This window comes from Faecalicatena sp. Marseille-Q4148, from assembly GCA_018228665.1.
In the GTDB taxonomy this organism is placed as follows: Bacteria; Bacillota; Clostridia; order Lachnospirales; family Lachnospiraceae; genus UBA9414.
In genome coordinates this window covers 597095-618199 of record CP073692.1, presented here as the reverse complement: position 1 = coordinate 618199, position 21105 = coordinate 597095, and the positions used below count along the sequence as shown (strand labels likewise).

Here is a 21105-nt window from a genome sequence, read left to right as displayed (position 1 = left end):
CATTTGTATCAATACATGCACAACAATGCATGACGCAATAGACATCTGCTTTTTTGTTTCCTTCAGCTTAGCATTATAATTCTTTAGAATCCAGAATGATTGTAAATGGTCCGTCATTCAATAAATCCACTTTCATATCGGCGCCAAATTCTCCTGTCTGGACAACCGGAATAACTTTTTTACATTCTGAAATAATATACTGATACATCGCATTTGCCATATCCGGAGCTCCTGCATCTGTAAAGCCCGGACGATATCCCCGTTTACAATTTGCATAAAGTGTAAATTGAGAGACAAGGAGAAGTTCTCCATCAACATCGGCAAGAGATAAGTTTGTTTTTCCCTGTTCGTCTTCAAAAATGCGAAGCCCTGTCATCTTTTTTACCATTTTATCTGCAATTTCTTTTGTATCATCATGTGTCACACCGATTAAAACAAGAAATCCTTTATTGATTTTTCCTATCATCTTCCCTTCTACTGTTACCGAAGCATGTGTCACACGCTGAATTACAAATTTCATAATCATTTCCTCCTAAAGTTCCTATTTGTTATTTTTTTATTATAGCAAACCTACTGGCTTCACACAAGAATCGTCTCAGAAAAGTGTTGCATTTCCGCAGAAAATAAGCTAACATAACGATGATTAATAGTATTTAGTATTGATAGTAAAGGCAGGAATACAGATGAAACTACAACAATTATTAAGCTTGACACGAAAAGCAGTTGATGAATATGAAATGATTCAGGAAGGTGACCATATTGCTGTTGGTATTTCCGGCGGAAAAGATAGTCTGGCTCTTCTCTATGCACTGCAGGGGCTTCAAAGATTCTATCCGAATCATTTTAAACTAAGTGCAATAACCGTAGATTTAGGCTATGAGAAGTTTAGTACAGAACCCATTGCAAAGCTTTGTGAAGAACTTCATGTGCCTTATCATGTAGTAAAAACAGATATCGCACATATCCTGTTCGAAGAACGTAAAGAGACGAATCCTTGTTCGCTCTGTGCAAAAATGCGTAAAGGCGCCCTAAATGAAGAAATATTAAAACTTGGATGCAATAAAGTGGCATATGGGCATCATAAAGATGATATTATCGAAACAATGCTTTTATCAATGATTTTTGAAGGCCGCTTTCATTCATTTTCTCCGAAAACGTTCCTGGATCGAAGAGAAATTACCGTGATTCGCCCATTGATGTTTATTAATGAAGCGGATATTATCGGTTTCAGCCGCAAATATCAGTTACCGGTATCAAGCAGCCGTTGTCCGATTGACGGACTGACCAAACGCCAATATGCCAAAGAGCTGCTACACCAGATTAATACAGAAAATCCGGGAGCAAAGGAACGGATGTTTACCGCAATCTTAAATGGAAATATTAGCAGCTGGCCGCCGCGCACACTTCACCCGCGCATCCAGCAAAAGAAAGAAACTGAATAGTTTTTCAGAGCGTAAATAAAGCTCCGGCAGAAATACTTCTTTAAACATAAAGAGAGTTCTCTGTCGGAGCTTTCTGATTCGTTTCAATGCACACCGGATGGCAGATCCGGCAACTCAAAACAAATCTTAAATTGCTTCTACTGTTTTTTGATTGTTAAATGCGTCAACATAACGAATAATTGCTTCTACGGTCTTGTCGATTCCAAGCTTAGAACTGGACAGACAGAGGTCATAGCTAGACGCATCTCCCCAACGCTTGCTCGTGTAATAATTATAATAGCTTGCACGTTTCTTATCTGCTTTTAAAATCTTATCCTTTGCAGCTGCATCTGTCAAATCCTCTGTCCTCGCAATCCGCTGAATACGCGCATCTAATTCCGCGTGTATAAATACACTGACACGATTTGGAAATTCTTCCAAAGCATAATCTGCACAACGTCCTACAAGAACACAAGGACCTTCTGATGCTATCTTCTTAATCGTATCAAACTGTGCAAGAAAGATCTTTTGATTCAGCGGCATATCTGAATATGCAGATGATGCAAATCCATAAGAATACGTATCCATCACGAGAGAGTACAGAAAGCTGTTTGTAGGCTTCTCGTCATGGCTTTCAAATAGCTCTTTGCAAATACCGCTTTCTTTGGCTGCGCGCTGCAGCATTTCTTTATCGTAGAAACCGATTCCATAGTGAGCGGCGAGTCTCTTTCCGATTTCGTGTCCACCACTTCCAAATTGTCTTCCAATTGTAATTATTGTATTCATTTCACTCATAATGCCACTCTCCTTTTTAGATGATATGACAATTATATACTATTTTTACAATTTACGCAATAAATCCTCGAAATATTTTGGTAAAGGTGCATCAAACTCCATATATTCTCCTGTAGATGGATGATGAATTCCTAGTATTTTTGCGTGAAGTGTCTGTCCCTGAAGTTTATATGGACATTTTGCCGGACCATACACTTGATCTCCAAGAAGCGGGTGATAGATTGATGCCATATGTACTCTGATCTGATGTGTTCTTCCTGTTTCCAATTGGCATTGAATGTAAGTATACTGCGCAAAACGTTTCAATACTTTATAATGTGTTACCGCTTCCCGTCCACGATTATAATTTACAGCCATTTTTTTCCGATCAATAGGATGACGGCCGATTGGAGCGTCAATCGTTCCGGAATCTTCTTTAATCACGCCATGCACAATCGCATGATAGATTCGGCGAATACTATGCTCCTTGAGCTGCTCTGCCAGGTTTTGATGCGCCGCGTCATTTTTGCAGACAATAAGGGAACCTGTTGTATCCATATCAATCCGGTGAACGATTCCGGGACGCATTACTCCATTAATCCCGGACAAATGCCCCTGACAGTGATAAAGAACCGCATTGACGAGGGTGTGACTGTAATGTCCGGCTGCAGGATGAACGACCATTCCTTTTGGCTTATTTACGATTAAAATATCATCGTCTTCGTAAAGAATATCCAACGGAATATCTTCCGGGACAATATCCGGTTCTTGAAGTTCTGGAATCTGTACTTCAATCCGATCATCCGGAGATACTTTATAGTTGGCTTTCACAGTCATGCCGTTTACAGAAACAAGGCCGTCTTTTAGTAATTTCTGGATATAGGAACGAGAATACATCTCCATTTCCTGCGCTAAAAACTTATCAATCCGATCATTGGACTGTTCTTCTACAACAAATACTTCCAGATTATTCATTTGTAGTCCCTTTCTTTCTATGCAGAAGTAAATCTGTCATTAAATCCATATCTTCCTCTTTGTAATAAAACAGGATCAGACAAAGGAGTATAAAAGTAGCTACTGTAACAAAAATATCCGCAACATTAAAAATCGGAAAGTTAATCAGCGAAAGATATAAAAAATCAATTACATAATTATGGCAGACGCGATCAATCATATTTCCAACTGCACCCGTCATAATGAAAACAAGACACCACCGCAGCGGAGTGTAGCGTTTTTCAAATGGCATTTTCGTGAAAAAGAACATCCCGATCATCAGCATAAAAACACCAATGAGAACAAAAAACACTTTTTGATTTTGAAATATGCCAAATGCAGCTCCTCTGTTTTCCAGATATTGCAATTGAAATACATTTTTAATCAAAATAACAGGTTCCTTATCTTTTAAATTTACTACAGCCAGATATTTGGTAACCTGATCCATTACTACCCCCGCCAGAAATGCAAGCATACCGAGGGAATAGCACCGCCTTTTTAAAACATTTGTCATGAAATACACTTCTTTCTTTAAATTGTTTTACAATGAAATACATTTGCTTAAATATATTTATTGATGCATACACTGATCCGTCCTTTTTTCGTTCTGCCGGATGCCTCACAGAAACGAAAGCGTCCAAGTCCCCGAACGGAAATAATGTCCCCTTCTTTTACTTGATAACCATTTGAAGTGATCAGCTTTCCATTCACAAACACTTTTCCACCTTCAATCTGCCCGGTCAATTTACTTCTGGACGCTGAAAATGCCAGCGCAAGCAGACTATCCAGGCGCACAGAGGCAACTGTTCCGCGAATCGACTCTAATTTCGGTTCATAATGAAATTCTTCTTTTAAGATCCTCTGTGCCTGAACAGTTGTATGACGTATCCGTGTTAGATTGTCACAAATGTATTGTGCAATGGAACGATGTGCAAATAAAATAGCCCGATCCTGTTCTACAAGAATATCACCCAATTTACACCGTTCCAGTCCCAAATGTAAAACTGCACCAAGCACATCTCGATGTGACAATTCTTCTGCGAATTTCTTTTGGAGCGGTACAATTGCTATTGTTTCATACGGAAAGTCGATCTCTTCTACCGGATACAAAGAAAAAGCATCAGGTAGAAATGCAACCATCTGACGCTCTGAATACATATATCCTCCGCTGGAACAATACATCGTGTCAAATTCATTGTGCGGTGTCGTATGTAAAATATTTAGTTCATTCAAATTCAAAAAATCTGAATAGTAAATGATACCGCGCCGATATGCTGTCCGCGACAGCTCTATCAGGCGCTTCTGTAACATTAATTCTTCTTTTTGCATAAATCTTTCCTTAAAAACGTGTACGAATAGAAGGAACATCAAATGAAGAGTTCAGTAAATCCTGTAAATCCCCGGAAATTTCAACATTCGTTGGTGTTACAAGGAAAATATAGTTGGAAATCTTCTGAAGATTGCCACTGATTGCAAATGCAGCTCCGGATGTGAAGTCAATAATCCGCTGTGCAATCTCAAGATCCAGTCCTTCCAGATTCAAAATGACCGTACGTCCTTCTAACAGCGTCTCTGTAATATCTCTTGAATTATCTACAGAATTCGGCTTAATCACGCAAACCTCCATGCTAGGTGCACTTTTTCTTGCTGTTGGACGCATCGGAGTTACTTTATTATTAGACATTCTTGAAGATTTGGAATGACTGTCACTGTAATCTTCTTCCTCTTCTGTGCTGTCTTTTTTTCCAAATGCATTTTTCTTTGATTTATCATCATAATCATCAAATTCTTCGTCATCATCCATGAAATCGTCATCATCATAATCATCTTCATCTAACTTCATGATGGAAAGAAACTTATCTAATACTCCCATGTTATTTTATACACTCCTATCTTATGTTCTGTCGTAATTTCTCTCACCGAAGATGCCTGTTCCTACACGAACAATTGTAGCACCTTCTTCGATCGCAACTTCATAGTCGTTGGTCATACCCATTGAGAAAATACTCATAGTAACATTATTAACTTTTTTTGCTGTGATGTCAACAGATAATTGCTTTAATTTTGCAAAATATATCCGATTTTCTTCAGGATTTTCTACATATGGTGCAATGGTCATAAGTCCCTTTACGCGAATATGAGAAAAATCTGCAAAATGATCAATTTCTTTCAGTAATTCTTCCGCTGAAAATCCGAATTTACTTTCTTCTTGCGCTACATTTACTTCAAGAAGAACATCTGTTATACAGCCTTTTTTTGCCGATTCTGCTTCAATTGCTTCTGCAAGGCGCAGCGAATCCACCGAATGAATCAATGCTGTTTTCCCAATAATATATTTAATTTTATTGCGCTGCAGATGACCGATCATATGCCACTTAATATCTGACGGAAGCTGATCATATTTGTCTGTCAGCTCCTGCACTTTATTTTCACCAAAATCTCTTATCCCACAGTCATATACTTCCTTTAACATAGAAACCGGTTTTGTTTTGCTGACCGCAATCAGCGTTACTTCTTCTCGTTTTCGGCCGCATCGTTCACATGCAGCCTGAATATTTGCTTCTACTTTCTTCAAGTTTTCTTCTAACATGATCTCACGCTCCTTTATTCTAAGACAATTTCATTTTCCCGGACAGTGTCTCCGTACAAGGCAATCTGGTCATAATTGGATAACCCGTAGGCACTTCCGGACTGAATTACATAATATTCTTCACTCTCTGCCAATACATGGATTTGTTTAAAAACCGCATAGCCTTTATTGACATTATATACGCCCTTTAACGTCTTCGTCTCGCCAATGACATAAGTATCCTGAGATTCCGGCTCGAGAATTACATCTCCCTTTTCAAATAAGCTCTGTTCCAGATAAGAAATACCTTCTTCTTCATTTGCATAATAGACATCCGCCGAAACAAATTCTGTTGTATTTTTCTTTTTCTCTTTCAATACGCCGCTCTCATTTGTCTTTCCGCTTTCCGTAATATATTCTGTCGGAACAATATAAAACTTCTTTTCCACAACTGCTGATTTTGGAATCTTAAGTCCTGACTGATCTTCCAGAATGAGTTCAAAATCAAGATATCTGTCGCCGGCATAGCGAATCATCGAATGATCAAATGTCAGATACGCAAAATAAGCATCATCTTTCTTCTCAATCCGGATTCCGGCCCAAATATTTTCGTTGTCTTTCAGCATTTTAAGCTTTACCGTATTCGCTTCTGATTCCAGAAGGGTTTTCGCAGTATCTGCTGACAACACCGTCACAATCTGCCATGACTCGGAAGTGATCAGCCGGCAGACCGGATCCCCGGCTTGTACCTTCTGATTGTTCATAAATTCCTGGCGACTGTAATCTTTCTTTTGCAGATGATCAAATGTAACCTGCTCTGCAGTTAGTCCTTCATAGCCATCTTGTGAAAACTGTATGATACCGTCATCCGGCGTCTGAAACAGGCTCAACCCGGCAATACTTCCTCCCTGAATTAAGGAATCAAGATACATCTGTTTGCCGATAGAAGAATTGCTCTGCAAAATACTTTCCAATCCTGTCTTTAAACTATATGTTTCTGAAAAACGATTTGGATCATAGCTCTCCACAAAATTCTGTGTTTGCATAAGAAACTGTGCCGTATCTTCCTGATCCAAAACAGCTTCTTCTGACTGTGAAACATTCTCATCATAAGGAATCTTTTCTTCTGAGATCGTATAAATATTCTGTCCGACGGCAACCTTACTTCCTTCCGCTGCGTAATAATTAAGATAACCTCCCGCCGCTGCCGGAATGATGATTTCTTCTCTAAGAACAAGACCACTGTATGAATTATCTTTCAAAATAGAGCCTTCCCGTACTTCATATCTAATCACATGATTCTTCGTTAGATAAGTAAATACCGTCACAATTAGATAAATAAAAATCACTCCAAAAATTAACAGTCCGATATTAAATTGCTTGTTTCTCTTTTTAAATGTTCTGATATTTGAATATTCTTTCAGTTTTCCAGCCACCTGGCAATGCCTCCTGTATTAAATCTTAGAAAGTGCCGGACCATTACGGTAATGGAATTCTTTTCCCTGATAAATTCCCCGTTCTTCCATCCGTGTAAGCGCCTCGTCTTTTAGCTTCCACCAACTTGTATTCCAATTCGAAAAAATGGCTTCTTCCTCCGGAACCCGGCTAAAAAGCCTCTCCACAACAATCGTTGGATCTAAATATGCAATAAATGTAAGTAATCGTTCAAGATATTCTTCTTTTGAACATATTTGTATTGTACCATTTTCATATGCTTTGGACAATACAGTGTTCCGAGCAATATAAAGAGAATGCAGTTTTACTATCTCTGATCCAAGAACAGAAACAATCTTAGCTGTTTCAATGACATCCTGCATCGTATCTCCCGGAAGATTTAAAATAAGATGGGTACATACTTCAAAAGGATAGCGGTGAATCCTTAGTACACTGTCAATATATTCTGCCAGTCCATGTCCTCTTTGAATTTGAGCCAGCGTATGATAATTTGCCGTCTGAAGCCCAAGTTCAATCGTAATTCTTACATCGTATTCCAATTGAATTTTATGCAGCAGCTCAAGATAGTCATCACGAATACAATCCGGTCTGGTAGAAATGGAAAGTTCCACAATATCCGGAAAGGATGCGGCTTCCCGCATATATGTTTCGAATTGGTCCAACGGCATAAATGTATTTGTATAATTTTGAAAATAAGCAATGAATTTTTCCGCTTTATATTTGCGTTGAATCTTCTCTTTCGTAGTTTCAAGCTGTTCTCTGACACTGATGCTGGAATTCATTGCTTCAAATCCGGTTCCGACTTCTGCGCAAAAGGCACACCCCTTACGTCCACCCAGACGATTTGGGCAGGTAATTGGAAGATTTACCGGAAGCTTATAGACTTTCTGATGATAAATTTTTTTTAAATATTCAGAATACACACGATAATATTTATTTTCATTCATATTGTAAAAAACTTCCTTTATATGTGAATAACCAACTGCATCCGGGATATACTATAACTATCGAGTAAAGGAGGATATCATATGAAATGGTTCGATAACACAGCATTAACGATTGTTATTATCGGTGCAGTGAATTGGCTCTTAATTGGTATATTTCATCTGGATCTTGTGGCTTTTCTATTTGGAAACATGTCTGTACTTTCCAGAATCATCTATACTATTGTCGGATTATGCGGGCTGTATCTGATTAGTCTTTTTGGACGAATTCAGGAAATGTAAGCTATTTCCCAAAAGTCAAACACATAAACGCCACACATAAAAGAAAGAAGAGGGAATTTCCCCTCTTCTTTTGTAATGCAGTCATTAAAGTGCAGGTACTGCTTCTAACAGTGAGGTCATATCTGCATACAGTACCGGCCGCGTATCAGCTCCCATAACAATAGAAATGTATGGGCTGCCAGAAGCATTTTGACTGTACAAAATCAGGCATGCACCTGCTTCATTCGTTGTTCCGGTCTTACCTCCAACAACAGAAACATTCGCCGGCACGGGATACATTCCATTTACAAATTGATTGCTCTGTTTCCATATCTGACTTCGAATCGTTCCATCCGCCATAGTAATCGATGCCGTATATTCACTGGTAGAAACGATCTCCTGAAACACAGGATTCTTAATACATTCATTAAAAATCAAATACAGATCATATGCCGTAGTGTAGTGTTCTTCATGCTGATATCCGTTTGAATTCACGAAGTGCGAGTTTGTAGCTCCAAGAGATTGAGCTTTTTCATTCATCATCTGGGCAAAAGCCTCTTCACTTCCACTAAGAAACTCTGCGATTGCAACAGCTGCATCATTTCCGGATGGAAGCATTAATCCATACAAAAGATCACGAAGCGTTAATTGATCTCCTGTCTGCAAAAATGCTTTTGAAGAATCTGACGGCACATTTACCGCAGTCTGACTGACCGTTACAACCTCATCCAGGCGTCCGGATTCCAGTGCCAACAATGCAGTCAGTATCTTTGTTGTGCTTGCCGGAAAAAGTCGGTCATGAATTCGATAAGAATATAATACCTTTTGTTCATTTACTCCGAAAAGACCTGCTCCATGTAACATTGTATCTTCTGAAACAGACGGATTTCCAATATTCTCAGCTGTCACACAAAGCTCATCTGCAAATAATGATCCGCGATATAAGTCTTTGCGGTATGTGTCAAGCTCATATTCCGTAATTGCTTCGGATGGTTCCGGCTTAGCACATCCTGAACAGGTAATACAGCAAAGAAGGATACAACTCATTTTGATAATTTTATTATTTATACATTTCACGCCAATCTAAGTCTCCCCTGTCAAGTGCATGAATGATTAGTTCCGCTGTTGCAATATTGGTTGCCATTGGAATATTGTAAGTATCACATAATCTGACAACATCATTTACATTTGGTTCGTTTGACTTTGGAGTCAGCGGATCCCTGAAAAATATAAGCGCATCGATTCCATTCTGCTCAATCTGTGCACCGAGCTGCTGCATTCCCCCCAGCGGTCCGGCGAGATATTTATGGATAGAAAGGTTCGTAACTTCCTCGATCAGTCTTCCGGTTGTTCCGGTTGCATATAGAGAGTGCTTGCTTAGGATTCCCCTATACGCGATACAGAAATTCTGCATAAGTGTTTTCTTTGCATCATGTGCAATTAATCCGATATTCATCTCTGTCTCTCCTTATTGATATTTTTTCGGCTGCAATCCTACATTAAGCACAAATCCGATTCCCATATATAAACAAATAAGAGAGGACAGACCGTAACTTATGAACGGTAATGACAAACCTGTATTCGGGAAAATTCCCGTTGCCACACTAATATTAATAAATGTCTGAATCCCAATCAGTGAGGCGACGCCGCCGCAGATAATCATACCTGCCAGATTTTGCGCCCGTAGTCCGATTAAAATACATTCCACTACTATTAATAATAACAAAATTATTACGATACAACAACCCACAAAACCTAATTCTTCTCCAATAATTGCAAAAATAAAATCCGTCTGAGGCTCTGAAATAAAGTTACCATTTTTTACAGAAGTAGTTGTATTATTATCAAGTCCCTTTCCTGTCAGCTGTCCGGAACCAATCGCCATAATAGAGTTGCTCTGCTGATATCCCGTTCCATCTCTATATTCATCCGGATGCAGCCATGCAAGAATACGTTTCTGCTGATATGGTTTAATCAGTTTCTGGTCCGGCTGCACAACAATGCTTAAAAAAATCACTGAAATAGGAATCACAATGACCAGTACTGTTCCGATGAAACGATAATGCAGCCCCCCAAGATATAAAAGAGCACAAAATAATGCTGCAAGACAGATGGTATTAGAAAGATTCGGCTGCAGATAAATCAGAACCAGAGACGGCAGAATCAATGCAACGCCTTCCCAGAGTGTCTTATTTAAAAGCCCTTTACAATTCTTAAATACTTCTTCACGCTTCATCAAAAATTGAGCAAAAAACAAAATCATAAGAAGTTTTGTTAAGTCAGAAGGCTGAATTCTTGTAAAGCCCAGATCCAGCCAACGCTTTGCGCCGTTCACGGAAACTCCGAAAAATCTTACCGCAACAAGCAGAAGCAGATTCACGACATACATGACCCAATAGAATTTCAGCACCCAGTTATAATCAATCAATGACACAATTACCATAACAACGATACCCAGAATCACTCCGAAAATCTGTTTTGGCTGTGAAGATTTCTGTGCACTGCCAACTGCAAGAACTCCTATAATAGAAATTGCAATGACAAGCACTACCAGATTAAATTTGTAATCTTTCAAATGATACGGTTTTGTTAATTTCAAATTTCTTCTCCTGTAAGTTTGATATGTATGTGTGTATGTGTTACCTGAACTTCAAATTCCTCTTTTGTAATTTCTATATATCTGGAAAGAATCAGATATAACTCTTTTTCCAGCTGCTCCATTGCAGTCTCTGTACAGCAGATCCGGTCTGAAATCAGCAGTGATCTCAAGCGTTCTTTTGCGATTGGAACTGAAGCTCTTTTTTTCATATTTCTTTCCTCCCTAATGCTTTTTTAATGCATGCATTAGTTTCTGGAAAATCCCGCCGCCTTGTTCCAGATCTAAAAACGGAACTTCTTCTCCGCCAATTCGTTTACAGATATTCCGGTAAGCCTGTCCTGCCAGAGAATCCTGATCGATGACAGACTCTCCCTGATTTGTCGCAATTACTACCTGCTCATCATCCGGAATCGCTCCGATCAGATGAACAGACAGAATCTCATTCACATCATCGACAGACATCATATCCCCTCTCTTTACCATATCAATGCGAATTCGATTGATAATCAGATCAATCTTACGGATCTGATTTGTTTCTAAAAGACCGATGATCCGATCTGCATCTCGAATCGCCGAAACTTCCGGCGTTGTTACGACAAGCGCTCTGTCTGCACCTGCGATCGCATTTTGAAATCCCTGCTCGATTCCGGCAGGACAGTCCAAAAGCACATAATCATATTCTTCTTTTAACTCTCCCGTCAGCTTTTTCATTTGTTCCGGAGAAACCGCAGATTTGTCTTTCGTCTGTGCAGATGGCAGCAGATACAGATTTTCATAGCGTTTATCATGAATCAATGCCTGCTTTAACCGACATTTTCCTTCAATCACATCGACAAGATTATAAACAATCCGATTCTCAAGCCCCATTACTACATCCAGATTGCGAAGCCCAAGATCAGTATCGATTACAATAACTTTTTTTCCACTTTGTGCCAGACCGACACCGATATTTGCGGTAGTTGTTGTCTTTCCGACACCGCCTTTTCCTGATGTTACAACAATAATTTCACCCATTTCGATTCCTCCTGATCTTACTGTCCCATTCCCGCAAGCGGGAACATTTTAATTTTTGCATTCTGAAGAACTGCAATTTGCGGACAGAATGTAATTTCTTCTTTTTCAGAGCAGCGGGAATATCTAATCCCACGCCCGGCAATTTTCAGGCGTCCCGGACAAAATGCAAGAGCCGCAATAAAAGCCTCTTGATCTCCCGCAATTCCGGCATGAATATGCCCGGAAGCTGTTCCGAGTATGATCACATTCCCTTTTGCAGCGACACGGGCGCCTTCCTCCACATTTCCGAGAATGACAATACTCGTCTCGGACTCCAATATCTGATGTCTTTTCAGTGTTCCTTTGTAAAACTGTCCATCCTGTCTTGCAAAATCAGCAATGCAGTTATTAATCACATTGCGGTATGCAAGCTCTGTATGTTCCGACTGATCAACGATGCAGATAATATTTACTTTACCTGCTTCAGAAATTCGGCTGATCAATGCTTCTTCCTGTGCCTGACTCAAAGGACGGCCTTCAAATGAGACCGCCATTTTTGCCTCTTTGAAAAATTTCGCAGAAGATGCAAATTTCTCTTCCACCCGGTCAAGAAGCTCCGGGAAAGGAATTTCCCGATCCAGGTGTACAAGAATGCCATATCTGCTGCTTTTGATGATTACGGAGGGTTTCATTATACTTATACCTTCTTTCGCATTAATCTCCTGCAATGGCAGCTCCAAGCTCGGCAGCCTGGTTATGGATCAATGACGATTCATCAACAAGATGATAATAGTATTTGACAACATCTCTTCCAATCTCTGCAGCATAAGAAGAGCTGTATCCATTTGCAATTCGAACGGCAAGTGCAATCTCCGGATTCACACTTGGTGCATATCCTACAAAAAGTGCATGATCCGCGTGAGTCGTACTCTGCTGTGCGGTTCCGGTCTTGCCGGACATTTCAAAATCCAAAGATCTCATATCAGAAAAAGTAGACGAATTTTTAACCATATCCGCCATACCATCCTGGATCAGATTCCAGCTGGAGGAGGAAATATTCTCCATTTTTGTCAGGAGTTCTGGTGTAAATGTTTCAATGACATTGCCGTCCAGATCCTGCGTATGATCCAAAAGTGACAGCGAATACACATTGCCCCGGCTGGCAACTGCAGTCACATAACGAGCCAGCTGACTTACCGTATAAATATTAGTACCCTGACCAATAGCAGAACGAACGGCATCCGTATCAGAAATGTTCGGCTCTGATTCAGGAATCTCAAGTCCGCTCTTCTTGTCTAAACCAAATTCTGCCGCGTAAGACGCCAGTTTATTAACTCCAAGACTGTCTGAGTAGGAAGTTTCATTTTCTTTTGTTTCTGTGTTATAAGAAACCGTTTCTCCCAGTAAATGACCGACTTCATAAAAATAGCAGTTACATGATACATCAATTGCCCGCTCTACTCCGATACTGCCGTGTGCCCCACTGTATATCCAACATTTCGGACTCGGTGTTACCTTTGTATACACACCGGAACAATTAATTTTTGTACCTCCGTCAATAACGCCTTCTGTCAGACCTGCTGCAGAAGAAACCATTTTGAACGTAGATCCGGGAGCAGTTCGCTCTTGTGTCGCCTTATTATAAAACGGTCTTGAAGAACTTGTCTGAAGCTCATAATAATAAGCAGTATCCATTGTATTTGCCAGACGGTTATTATCATACCCAGGGTAAGAGACACAGGCAATTGTACTTCCGGTATTTACGTCTGTCATAACAATAGAACCGGTACACGGCTCAAGTCCCAGCGCTCCCGGCGTCAGCTCGAGCGACTGAATCTTTGCGCGAATGAAGTCGTAGGATGACAGCGATCCATCTAACAGTCCATTTATCGAAGCCTCATCTCTCGCCAGAACGTTTTGTTCAAACAAAGCAAGGCAAAGTTCGGTTCCGCTGATTGTACCGTCTTTAATCATATAGCGATATACCAGTTTTGCAAAAGCATCATCTGTTTTTAAGTGGTCCAGTGTAAATGTCAGGATTGCCTGATAAATCTCAGAGGCATCGGAATATTTCGCATCTGCAGACATATAATTTTGTAACACAGATGTATCAATCCAGTTTTTCGAAATTGCATGATTCAAATACGTATAAAGGTTGATGGATTCGTCTTCCATCCATGCTTTGTACATTTCATCATTTGTATCAATTTTGTCTTTCTGTATAATTCCGATATTCGTCGTCAGCAATGTGGTTGCAATATAATTCATATACGCCTGCATTTCTTTTGAAAGTTCACTATATGCAGGCGCCTGCGGGTTGGAAAGCTGTGCAGACAGTTCTGCAAGAGACTGCTCCAGCCGTACCTGGAAAGCACCGTAAATCGCCTGTTCATTTGCCCCGGCTTCTGCAAGCGCAATATGATCCATATCAAGGATACTGTTGTTGATCAGCGCAAAATACACATCATCAATTGGAATAATAACATTTTTTGAATCACTTTCCGGATCCGGCGTATAGTTCATAATATTTTGGATCTTACTCAGTAAAATACCCGCTAACTTTTCTTCGATCACGCGATATGCTGCGATCTGAAGATTCTTATCAATGGAAAGATAGAGATCATTTCCTGCTTTCGCTGCAGACACTTTCTGAGACTCTACAACTTTTCCCACATTATCTACATAGACAGTTTCTTCTCCTTTTGTACCTTGCAGATATTGATCCATAGACTGCTCAATCCCGGCTTTTCCAACAATATCTGTCAGAGAGTAATTACTATCCTTCTCTTCTGACAGTGTTTCATATTCTGACTGGGAGATTTTGCCCGTATAGCCAAGCAGCGGTGCAAAATACATTCCATCCGGATAGGTACGGACAGAATCTTCTGCAATATCAATGCCATAAAGCGTATCGAGATGCTCCTCAATCGCAGCTACTGTCACATCTTTAATATCTGTGGCAATCGTTACCGGAATGTATTTCTGGTAACTGTTCAAATGCATAGCATAACGAATCGTTGTCAGCTTTACTACCGTTGCCTTGTCATATTTTTTCTGATCAATATTGTAACCGCTTTTTTCGTCTTCACAGAGAAAATCCATAATATCCTGTGCAGTAGCATTCTTTTGTTTCGTACTCAGTTCATCAATGGTCCGCTTCCCGTACACATCGGCAATGAAACGCTGTCTCCGCGTTCCCTCGCTCATGGCAAATTCATATTCTCCATTGCTGTTTACAAGGATATTGAAGTCATTCACAATACTGTCTCCATTGGATTCTACAATATCAATGACATTCAAAATCGTCTCATTGATCACATCATTTTTTTCTGCCCGTGTTTCTGCATCAAATGATCCGTCATCTTCAATGGTAACTGCATAGGCAAGCTTATTATCCGCAAGTACATTACCATTACGGTCATAGATCCGTCCCCTTGTTCCCTTGAGTTCTTTTTTCTTCTGTATTAATAATTTATAATCTTCCAAATAGTTCTGCCCATTTACAATCTGCAAGTCAAACACACGGTAAATCAGTGTGGAAAATAATATGCAGAATGCAATAATCAAAACAAAACCTCTGGATTTTATAACATTTTTAAATGTAATTTTGATCCGGTTAAACAAGCTTACCAGCACCCCTTTTTTCGTCATCGTCCAAGCGTTGATTTACATATAAAATCAATGGATATAAAAACAATGTAATAATGATCGTATATACAAGTTCCGGCACGATAATATTCCAGAAATAATACCAAAAATCAAATTTACTCCGCATCATGTAAAGGAAAATATAATTACAAAGTCCGAATACAAACTCACTTGCAGAAATCAACAGAATCGGAAGTTTGATATCATCTTCAAAAAACATTCTGTTAAAAAAGCCATTACAGTATCCGATCAACAGATAAATCAATGCGTAAGCGCCGATCATGGAACCAACTCCATAAAATACATCCATGAAAAGACCGGAAACAAATCCAACAATCATTCCTTCTTTTTTACCACGCATGAACCCATAAGAAGATGCCAGAATAATCATAAAATTCGGAGAAATGGAAGCAAAAGCCAAATGCTGAAATACGGTTGTCTGCAGCAGGAAAAATACTACGATAAAAACTGCTGTTACAATTTTTCTTTTCACGTTGATACGCGCTCCTTTCTGATAACCCCGCCGTTATTCTTCTTTTCCGGTTAATTCCTGTTTCGTTGTTAAAATAACAAGTACTTCCTGCAAATGCTGGAAATCCACTGCCGGAGTCAGATATCCTGAACAAGTAAGATTATTCGAATCTTCTTCGATAGAATCTACATAGCCAACGAGAATTCCCTGGACATATCGACTGCTGATAGCAGATGTTACTACATATTCTCCGGCTGCAATTTCTTTGCCTGTATTCGGCAAACGTTCAAAGCGAATTCGTCCGTCATTCATTAATTTTAGATCGCCATTCACAATACAATTATCGGAGGTAGAGAGCATCATGGCGCTGACTTTACTTTCATCATCAATAATTGAACGCACTTCCGCCCAATTAGGCCCAACCTCGGTAACGATTCCTACAAGTCCGCTTCCTGCAATCACATTCATATCTGTTTTGATTCCATCATTGGAGCCTTTATCGATCGTAAAAGAATTAAACCAGTTGCTCCCGTTATTAGCGATAACCCGGGCGCCTATCTTCTCATAATCTGAATAGTTCTGATCCAATTTATACAGAGCCTGAAGACGTTCCAACTCCGATTGCTGCTGCTGCAGACTATTGCGTTCCAGAGTTAATGCATCTATCTGCTCTTTTAACGTCTCATTTTCTGCTTTTAATTCCTGAAGCGTCTCGAAATTATCCGTCAGATCGCTGAGCCATACTCCTATCGTATTAATCCCTTTCTGCATCGGCACAACTGTATATCCGGCAATAAAACGGAGCGGTCCGCTTGCCTTGCTGGATAACAGGGACAGCCCCATCATTAAAATACAGATCAGGCACAGGATCAGTACCCAGTATTTATTTGACAATGACGATTTATTTCGCTTTTTCATGCTATCATCCACCTACCATAATAATCTGATTAAAAATCTAGTTGCATTCATAATATTTTTGCTACAGCAGCTTCTGTTCTGCCATACTGACATAACAGCGATCACCCAAAATGATGTGATCCAAAAGCTCAATGCCGATCAGCGCACCCGCTTTTGCAATCTGCTGTGTTACCATAATATCTGCATGACTGGGCGATGCGTCTCCGCTCGGATGATTGTGAACCAGAATCATAGAAACAGCCTGATACCTCAATGCTTCAATCATCAGTTCCCGCGGAGAAATAATCGCAGAATTTACCGTCCCTTTAGAAATAATCCGTTCTCCGATCAGCTTAGATTTTGTATTTAGAAGCAGCAGCATCAAAAGTTCCTGTTCCTGATGTCGAAATTCTTCCATATAGTAAGCCGCAATGGAAGACGGATTGTCAAAACAAAGAGATTCCTCCGCCTCTGCTTTTGCCAGTCGTTTTGCCAGTTCTGAGAGACAGAGGATCTGAAGCGCTTTTACTCTTCCGATTCCGGGGATTTTAAGAAGCGCTTCATAAGACCATGTATGAACAGCCAGCAGTCCTTCCTTTGGTCCTCCCGGATGCAGGAGCATTCTTGCCAGTTCAAGAGAAGTGATTCCCTTTGTTCCTGTCCTCAGTAAAACAGAGAGCAGTTCACTGTCTGTAAGAAACTTTGCTCCGTTCTGCTCACATTTTTCATATGGCCGATCTTCTTTTAACATTTCTTTCATTGTACAAGTCTGATTCATAATTCTTTTGCAGACGCCGCCATGAGACAGCAGATATTATAAGAAGCGATATATAATAATAGACAAAATCATGCCCAGAATGCTGGCAATGTTAATCTCGATGCTGAGTCCAAATGTAATTGACATTACCCCAAGATTCAGTACAACGGGATTCTGAAGTCCAAATGCCTGTCCATATGACAGCCAGCTCAAGAATGACACACCATCCGCAAGCATTCCGATAAAGCCCCCAAGCACAATTCCTGTCAATATCAACAAAAATAAAGCCCATGAATTTTTGCTTCCTGAACCTCTCATTGATACTCCTCCTCTAATCCATTTCTTTCACAAACTTAGTTCATTTTAGCATATTTAAAAAATAGTGTATATACTTTGCAAAAACTTTATCATTAAATTTTTCTTAACTCCAAAGTCACTTTTTGCTGTAAAAACTACATCCATTTTTGAAAACGTGCTGCAATCATTTCCGCAATTTTTAAGCCGTCTATTGCTGCTGAAGTGATTCCTCCGGCATATCCGGCGCCCTCTCCACAAGGAAACAACCCTCTTATCTGATGCTGCATATCAGCATCTCGCGGAATCCGCACCGGTGATGATGTTCTGCTTTCTACACCGGAAAGCAATGTATCCGGATGATCAAAGCCACGAATCTTTTGTCCAAATGTGTTCATCCCCTCGGCAATCGCATCTCCGATAAACTCCGGTAAAATTCCTCGTACATCTGCAACACAGTATTCGCCTTTCATCTGTGGATGGACAAGGTTCTCCGCCACTTCCTGCGGCGTTTTTGTTTTTGAAAGAAAATCTTCCAAACGCTCCACCGGAATCTTTCCTTTGCCCGCTTCATATGCCCGCCGCTCCAGTTCTCTTTGAAAACGAATTCCAGCCAATGCATCTTCTGCACCGTAATCTTCCGGAGATACCGTCACTACAATAGCGCTGTTGGCATTCTCTCCTGCCCGGTCTCGGTAACTCATACCGTTCACAGCAAGCATTCCTTCTTCCGAAGAAGCATTCACAACATAACCGCCCGGACACATACAAAAGGAATAAACACCTCTTCCATTCTCCAGATTTGCTGTCACTTTATAAGCAGCCGCTCCAAGATATTGCTGTATTTCTTCCGGCTGATCTCCATACTGAGCCATATTAATCATCTTCTGTGGATGCTCTGCACGCACTCCTACCGCGAAAGACTTCGGTTCCATTGCCACCCCTCTTTCATAAAGACGAAAGAAAGTATCTCTTGCACTGTGTCCCGGAGCAAGGATCAATACTTCTGTTTCTATGTAGGAATCTTTTCCCTCTGGAAGATGTTTCACCATTATACCACACACCTGACCTCGATTTATGTCAATATCTGTCATCTGTGTATGAAAAAATACATCTCCGCCATGTTTAAGAATAAATTCCCTCATATTTCTGACTACCTTCGTCAAAATATCAGTTCCGATATGCGGTTTATTTACATAACAAATATCTTCCGGCGCACCGTGTTCGGCAAAAACCCTCAATACTTCAGCTCCTCTTCCATCCGGATCTTTCACAAGTGTATTGAGTTTTCCATCAGAAAATGTTCCTGCTCCGCCTTCTCCAAACTGTACATTAGAATCTGGATCTAAATATCCTGTCTGCCAAAACATTTCCACGTCTTTCATCCGTTCCTCTACCGGCGCCCCTCTCTCGATTAAAATCGGTCGATATCCATGAAGCGCAAGCATATACCCGCAAAACAAACCTGCCGGCCCGCATCCAACAATAACCGGACGATGGCGCAGCATTTCTGTACCGCTTTCCGGAAACTGATATCTCTTCTCCGGAGCCTTCCCAGCTACAGATTCTTTCAGCCGTTTTAATACCTGCGCTTCTTTCGGAACCGATACATCTACAGTATAACTGTAAAAAAGCTGCGGTTTTTTGCGCGCATCAAGCGACTGCTTACGGATCTCATACTTCTGAATCTGTCCTTCCGGAACCCGAAGCGTCTGCGCCAGTTTTTTTCGGAATTGTTCCTCACTGTGAGGAATGGGAAGTTTTACTTGATGAACTCGAATCATATATTTTTCCTTTCTGCCGCGCTCTGTCCTGCCAGATAACCGCTTGACCACGCCCATTGGAGATTATATCCGCCGCAAATACCGTCTACATCCACAATCTCCCCGGCAAAATACAATCCGGAGATACGTTTGGATTCCATTGTTGCAGAATGGATCTCTCTTGTATCTACGCCGCCTGCACAGATTTGAGCCTGTTCAAATGGGTTTGTTTTTATTACTTCTGTCTTAAAATGCTTTATTTTCTCTATAAGCATCAAAATTTGTTTTTCTGTTAGTTCTTTTCCCAATGTTTTTCTTGAAATCCGGCTTTCCTGTACAAGTACCTGTGCCAGTTTTTTGTGAAACAAGCCAATGAACAGCTCTTCTACCGTCTGTTCCGGATGATTATGAATCCGCCTTTTTAAAAGCCGCATAACTTCCTGATCTGTAAGTCCCGGAAGAAAATCAAGCTCTGCCCATACCTGTTTTTTATCTAAAAGCGCATAAGCAGCATATCTGCTTACCTGAAATACCGGAATGCCTGATATTCCATAATTGGTCAATTGCAGTTCTCCGCTGTCTTCTGCAAGCATCTTCCCGCCGGACCATATGGAAACACGCCCCTGCACCCGCACACCTGATATGATTTTATAGAAAGATTCTTTACAGCAAAGTTGTACAAGCGCCGGTACTACAGGAACAATCCGATGACCGAGTTTCTGAGCTAACGGATAGCCGCTTCCGTCAGAACCTGTATTTGGTGCAGCTTTAGAACCGGCCGTCAGGATAACCGCATCTGCTTCATAACATCTTTGCCCTGTTCGAATCCGGAATCTTCTTGAAGCTCCCTTTCCGGAAGGCTTAATCTCTAATACCTTCTCTTCGGTATGGATATCCACTTTTAGCCGCGTCAGCTCCATTCGAAGCACGTCCAGTACCGCTGATGCCTGATCTGAGTTTGGATAGAGATATCCATTTCTGTCTTTGGCATAAACACCAAGACGATCAAAAAAAGAAATCGTCTGCTCCACCGGAAATGTCTGAATCACTTTCCATGGAAATTCCGGATTCTGACTGCGGTAACATTCCGGCGTCTGATATGTATTTGTAAAATTACATCTTCCATTTCCGGTAGATAAAATTTTCTTTCCTATCCGGTCTTTTTGCTCTAACAAAAGTACTCGGGCGCCAGCCTTTGACGCAGCAATGGCAGCCATCATACCGGCCGCCCCTGCACCGACAATTACTATCTGTCTCATAAAACT

Annotated in this window: 24 protein-coding genes; 2 read left to right on the top strand and 22 right to left on the bottom strand. The window is 40.5% G+C overall.

What is annotated here, in order from left to right:
• Nucleotides 1-73: 73 nt before the first annotated feature.
• Entirely contained in the window at nt 74-520 is a 447-nt protein-coding gene (gene dtd / locus KFE17_02945; protein QUO32728.1) for a D-tyrosyl-tRNA(Tyr) deacylase, read from the bottom strand.
• Between the two features lie 163 nt (nt 521-683).
• Between dtd and KFE17_02940 the strand changes: the two genes are divergently transcribed.
• Nucleotides 684-1442, top strand: coding sequence for a tRNA 2-thiocytidine(32) synthetase TtcA (locus KFE17_02940; GenBank protein ID QUO32727.1), 759 nt, complete (start codon nt 684-686; stop codon nt 1440-1442).
• Between the two features lie 126 nt (nt 1443-1568).
• Here KFE17_02940 and KFE17_02935 read toward each other — a convergent pair whose 3' ends face one another.
• The 8 genes from KFE17_02935 to KFE17_02900 are packed head-to-tail and all read right to left on the bottom strand — an operon-like array spanning nt 1569 to nt 8159.
• Complete coding sequence (locus tag KFE17_02935) at nt 1569-2216, bottom strand: cytidylate kinase-like family protein (protein ID QUO32726.1); 648 nt, start codon at nt 2214-2216, stop codon at nt 1569-1571.
• 45 nt (nt 2217-2261) lie between these two features.
• On the bottom strand, nt 2262-3170 hold the full coding sequence (locus KFE17_02930) for an RluA family pseudouridine synthase (protein QUO32725.1): 909 nt from the start codon (nt 3168-3170) through the stop codon (nt 2262-2264).
• Nucleotides 3163-3702, bottom strand: coding sequence for a signal peptidase II (lspA, locus tag KFE17_02925; protein ID QUO32724.1), 540 nt, complete (start codon nt 3700-3702; stop codon nt 3163-3165). Before lspA ends, KFE17_02930 begins: the two co-directional genes overlap by 8 nt.
• 47 nt (nt 3703-3749) lie before the next feature.
• On the bottom strand, nt 3750-4517 hold the full coding sequence (locus KFE17_02920) for an RNA-binding protein (protein ID QUO32723.1): 768 nt from the start codon (nt 4515-4517) through the stop codon (nt 3750-3752).
• Between the two features lie 10 nt (nt 4518-4527).
• The gene (locus KFE17_02915) at nt 4528-5061 is read right to left on the bottom strand and encodes a cell division protein SepF (protein ID QUO32722.1); all 534 of its coding nucleotides are present in this window, start codon (nt 5059-5061) and stop codon (nt 4528-4530) included.
• 21 nt (nt 5062-5082) lie between these two features.
• Nucleotides 5083-5778, bottom strand: a complete 696-nt coding sequence (locus KFE17_02910; protein QUO32721.1) for a YggS family pyridoxal phosphate-dependent enzyme — start codon at nt 5776-5778, stop codon at nt 5083-5085.
• Nucleotides 5779-5792: 14 nt separating this feature from the next.
• Nucleotides 5793-7193 carry a hypothetical protein gene (locus KFE17_02905; protein ID QUO32720.1) on the bottom strand — a complete coding sequence of 467 codons (1401 nt, stop codon included), beginning with the start codon at nt 7191-7193 and terminating at the stop codon, nt 5793-5795.
• An 18-nt stretch (nt 7194-7211) separates the two neighbouring features.
• On the bottom strand, nt 7212-8159 hold the full coding sequence (locus KFE17_02900; GenBank protein QUO32719.1) for a TIGR01212 family radical SAM protein: 948 nt from the start codon (nt 8157-8159) through the stop codon (nt 7212-7214).
• 81 nt (nt 8160-8240) lie between these two features.
• Between KFE17_02900 and KFE17_02895 the strand changes: the two genes are divergently transcribed.
• Entirely contained in the window at nt 8241-8438 is a 198-nt protein-coding gene (locus KFE17_02895) for a DUF378 domain-containing protein (GenBank protein ID QUO32718.1), read from the top strand.
• Nucleotides 8439-8522: 84 nt separating this feature from the next.
• On the opposite strand, the gene KFE17_02890 is transcribed toward KFE17_02895, so the two are convergent.
• The 13 genes from KFE17_02890 to KFE17_02830 form a co-directional block, all read right to left on the bottom strand.
• Nucleotides 8523-9494, bottom strand: a complete 972-nt coding sequence (locus tag KFE17_02890) for a D-alanyl-D-alanine carboxypeptidase (protein ID QUO32717.1) — start codon at nt 9492-9494, stop codon at nt 8523-8525.
• Complete coding sequence (locus tag KFE17_02885; GenBank protein ID QUO32716.1) at nt 9478-9873, bottom strand: methylglyoxal synthase; 396 nt, start codon at nt 9871-9873, stop codon at nt 9478-9480. The genes KFE17_02890 and KFE17_02885 overlap by 17 nt, the downstream gene beginning before the upstream one ends.
• 12 nt (nt 9874-9885) lie before the next feature.
• Complete coding sequence (locus tag KFE17_02880) at nt 9886-11016, bottom strand: rod shape-determining protein RodA (GenBank protein QUO32715.1); 1131 nt, start codon at nt 11014-11016, stop codon at nt 9886-9888.
• Nucleotides 11013-11225 carry a cell division topological specificity factor MinE gene (locus KFE17_02875; protein QUO32714.1) on the bottom strand — a complete coding sequence of 71 codons (213 nt, stop codon included), beginning with the start codon at nt 11223-11225 and terminating at the stop codon, nt 11013-11015. The genes KFE17_02880 and KFE17_02875 overlap by 4 nt, the downstream gene beginning before the upstream one ends.
• Before the next feature lie 13 nt (nt 11226-11238).
• Entirely contained in the window at nt 11239-12030 is a 792-nt protein-coding gene (gene minD, locus KFE17_02870) for a septum site-determining protein MinD (GenBank protein ID QUO32713.1), read from the bottom strand.
• Nucleotides 12031-12047: 17 nt separating this feature from the next.
• Nucleotides 12048-12701, bottom strand: a complete 654-nt coding sequence (locus KFE17_02865; GenBank protein QUO32712.1) for a septum formation inhibitor — start codon at nt 12699-12701, stop codon at nt 12048-12050.
• 22 nt (nt 12702-12723) lie between these two features.
• Nucleotides 12724-15633 carry a penicillin-binding protein gene (locus tag KFE17_02860; GenBank protein ID QUO32711.1) on the bottom strand — a complete coding sequence of 970 codons (2910 nt, stop codon included), beginning with the start codon at nt 15631-15633 and terminating at the stop codon, nt 12724-12726.
• Nucleotides 15626-16150, bottom strand: coding sequence for a rod shape-determining protein MreD (mreD, locus tag KFE17_02855; GenBank protein QUO32710.1), 525 nt, complete (start codon nt 16148-16150; stop codon nt 15626-15628). Before mreD ends, KFE17_02860 begins: the two co-directional genes overlap by 8 nt.
• 33 nt (nt 16151-16183) lie before the next feature.
• Nucleotides 16184-17047 carry a rod shape-determining protein MreC gene (mreC, locus tag KFE17_02850; GenBank protein QUO32709.1) on the bottom strand — a complete coding sequence of 288 codons (864 nt, stop codon included), beginning with the start codon at nt 17045-17047 and terminating at the stop codon, nt 16184-16186.
• Between the two features lie 61 nt (nt 17048-17108).
• On the bottom strand, nt 17109-17804 hold the full coding sequence (gene radC, locus KFE17_02845) for a DNA repair protein RadC (protein ID QUO32708.1): 696 nt from the start codon (nt 17802-17804) through the stop codon (nt 17109-17111).
• A 36-nt stretch (nt 17805-17840) separates the two neighbouring features.
• Nucleotides 17841-18101 (bottom strand): DUF4321 domain-containing protein, encoded by a 261-nt coding sequence (locus KFE17_02840; protein QUO32707.1) that lies wholly within the window; start codon nt 18099-18101, stop codon nt 17841-17843.
• Between the two features lie 134 nt (nt 18102-18235).
• Nucleotides 18236-19861, bottom strand: coding sequence for an FAD-dependent oxidoreductase (locus tag KFE17_02835; protein QUO32706.1), 1626 nt, complete (start codon nt 19859-19861; stop codon nt 18236-18238).
• Nucleotides 19858-21099, bottom strand: coding sequence for an NAD(P)/FAD-dependent oxidoreductase (locus KFE17_02830; GenBank protein ID QUO32705.1), 1242 nt, complete (start codon nt 21097-21099; stop codon nt 19858-19860). Before KFE17_02830 ends, KFE17_02835 begins: the two co-directional genes overlap by 4 nt.
• Between the last annotated feature and the right edge of the window lie 6 nt (nt 21100-21105).

Excerpts from the sequence above, each read along its gene's own strand:
- dtd (QUO32728.1), bottom strand. The coding sequence starts at position 520 with ATGAAATTTGTAATTCAGCGTGTGACACATGCTTCGGTAACAGTAGAA.
- KFE17_02940 (QUO32727.1), top strand. The coding sequence starts at position 684 with ATGAAACTACAACAATTATTAAGCTTGACACGAAAAGCAGTTGATGAA.
- KFE17_02935 (QUO32726.1), bottom strand. The coding sequence starts at position 2,216 with ATGAGTGAAATGAATACAATAATTACAATTGGAAGACAATTTGGAAGT.
- KFE17_02930 (QUO32725.1), bottom strand. The coding sequence starts at position 3,170 with ATGAATAATCTGGAAGTATTTGTTGTAGAAGAACAGTCCAATGATCGG.
- lspA (QUO32724.1), bottom strand. The coding sequence starts at position 3,702 with ATGACAAATGTTTTAAAAAGGCGGTGCTATTCCCTCGGTATGCTTGCA.
- KFE17_02920 (QUO32723.1), bottom strand. The coding sequence starts at position 4,517 with ATGCAAAAAGAAGAATTAATGTTACAGAAGCGCCTGATAGAGCTGTCG.
- KFE17_02915 (QUO32722.1), bottom strand. The coding sequence starts at position 5,061 with ATGGGAGTATTAGATAAGTTTCTTTCCATCATGAAGTTAGATGAAGAT.
- KFE17_02910 (QUO32721.1), bottom strand. The coding sequence starts at position 5,778 with ATGTTAGAAGAAAACTTGAAGAAAGTAGAAGCAAATATTCAGGCTGCA.
- KFE17_02900 (QUO32719.1), bottom strand. The coding sequence starts at position 8,159 with ATGAATGAAAATAAATATTATCGTGTGTATTCTGAATATTTAAAAAAA.
- KFE17_02895 (QUO32718.1), top strand. The coding sequence starts at position 8,241 with ATGAAATGGTTCGATAACACAGCATTAACGATTGTTATTATCGGTGCA.
- KFE17_02885 (QUO32716.1), bottom strand. The coding sequence starts at position 9,873 with ATGAATATCGGATTAATTGCACATGATGCAAAGAAAACACTTATGCAG.
- KFE17_02875 (QUO32714.1), bottom strand. The coding sequence starts at position 11,225 with ATGAAAAAAAGAGCTTCAGTTCCAATCGCAAAAGAACGCTTGAGATCA.
- minD (QUO32713.1), bottom strand. The coding sequence starts at position 12,030 with ATGGGTGAAATTATTGTTGTAACATCAGGAAAAGGCGGTGTCGGAAAG.
- KFE17_02865 (QUO32712.1), bottom strand. The coding sequence starts at position 12,701 with ATGAAACCCTCCGTAATCATCAAAAGCAGCAGATATGGCATTCTTGTA.
- mreC (QUO32709.1), bottom strand. The coding sequence starts at position 17,047 with ATGAAAAAGCGAAATAAATCGTCATTGTCAAATAAATACTGGGTACTG.
- radC (QUO32708.1), bottom strand. The coding sequence starts at position 17,804 with ATGAATCAGACTTGTACAATGAAAGAAATGTTAAAAGAAGATCGGCCA.
- KFE17_02840 (QUO32707.1), bottom strand. The coding sequence starts at position 18,101 with ATGAGAGGTTCAGGAAGCAAAAATTCATGGGCTTTATTTTTGTTGATA.
- KFE17_02835 (QUO32706.1), bottom strand. The coding sequence starts at position 19,861 with ATGATTCGAGTTCATCAAGTAAAACTTCCCATTCCTCACAGTGAGGAA.
- KFE17_02830 (QUO32705.1), bottom strand. The coding sequence starts at position 21,099 with ATGAGACAGATAGTAATTGTCGGTGCAGGGGCGGCCGGTATGATGGCT.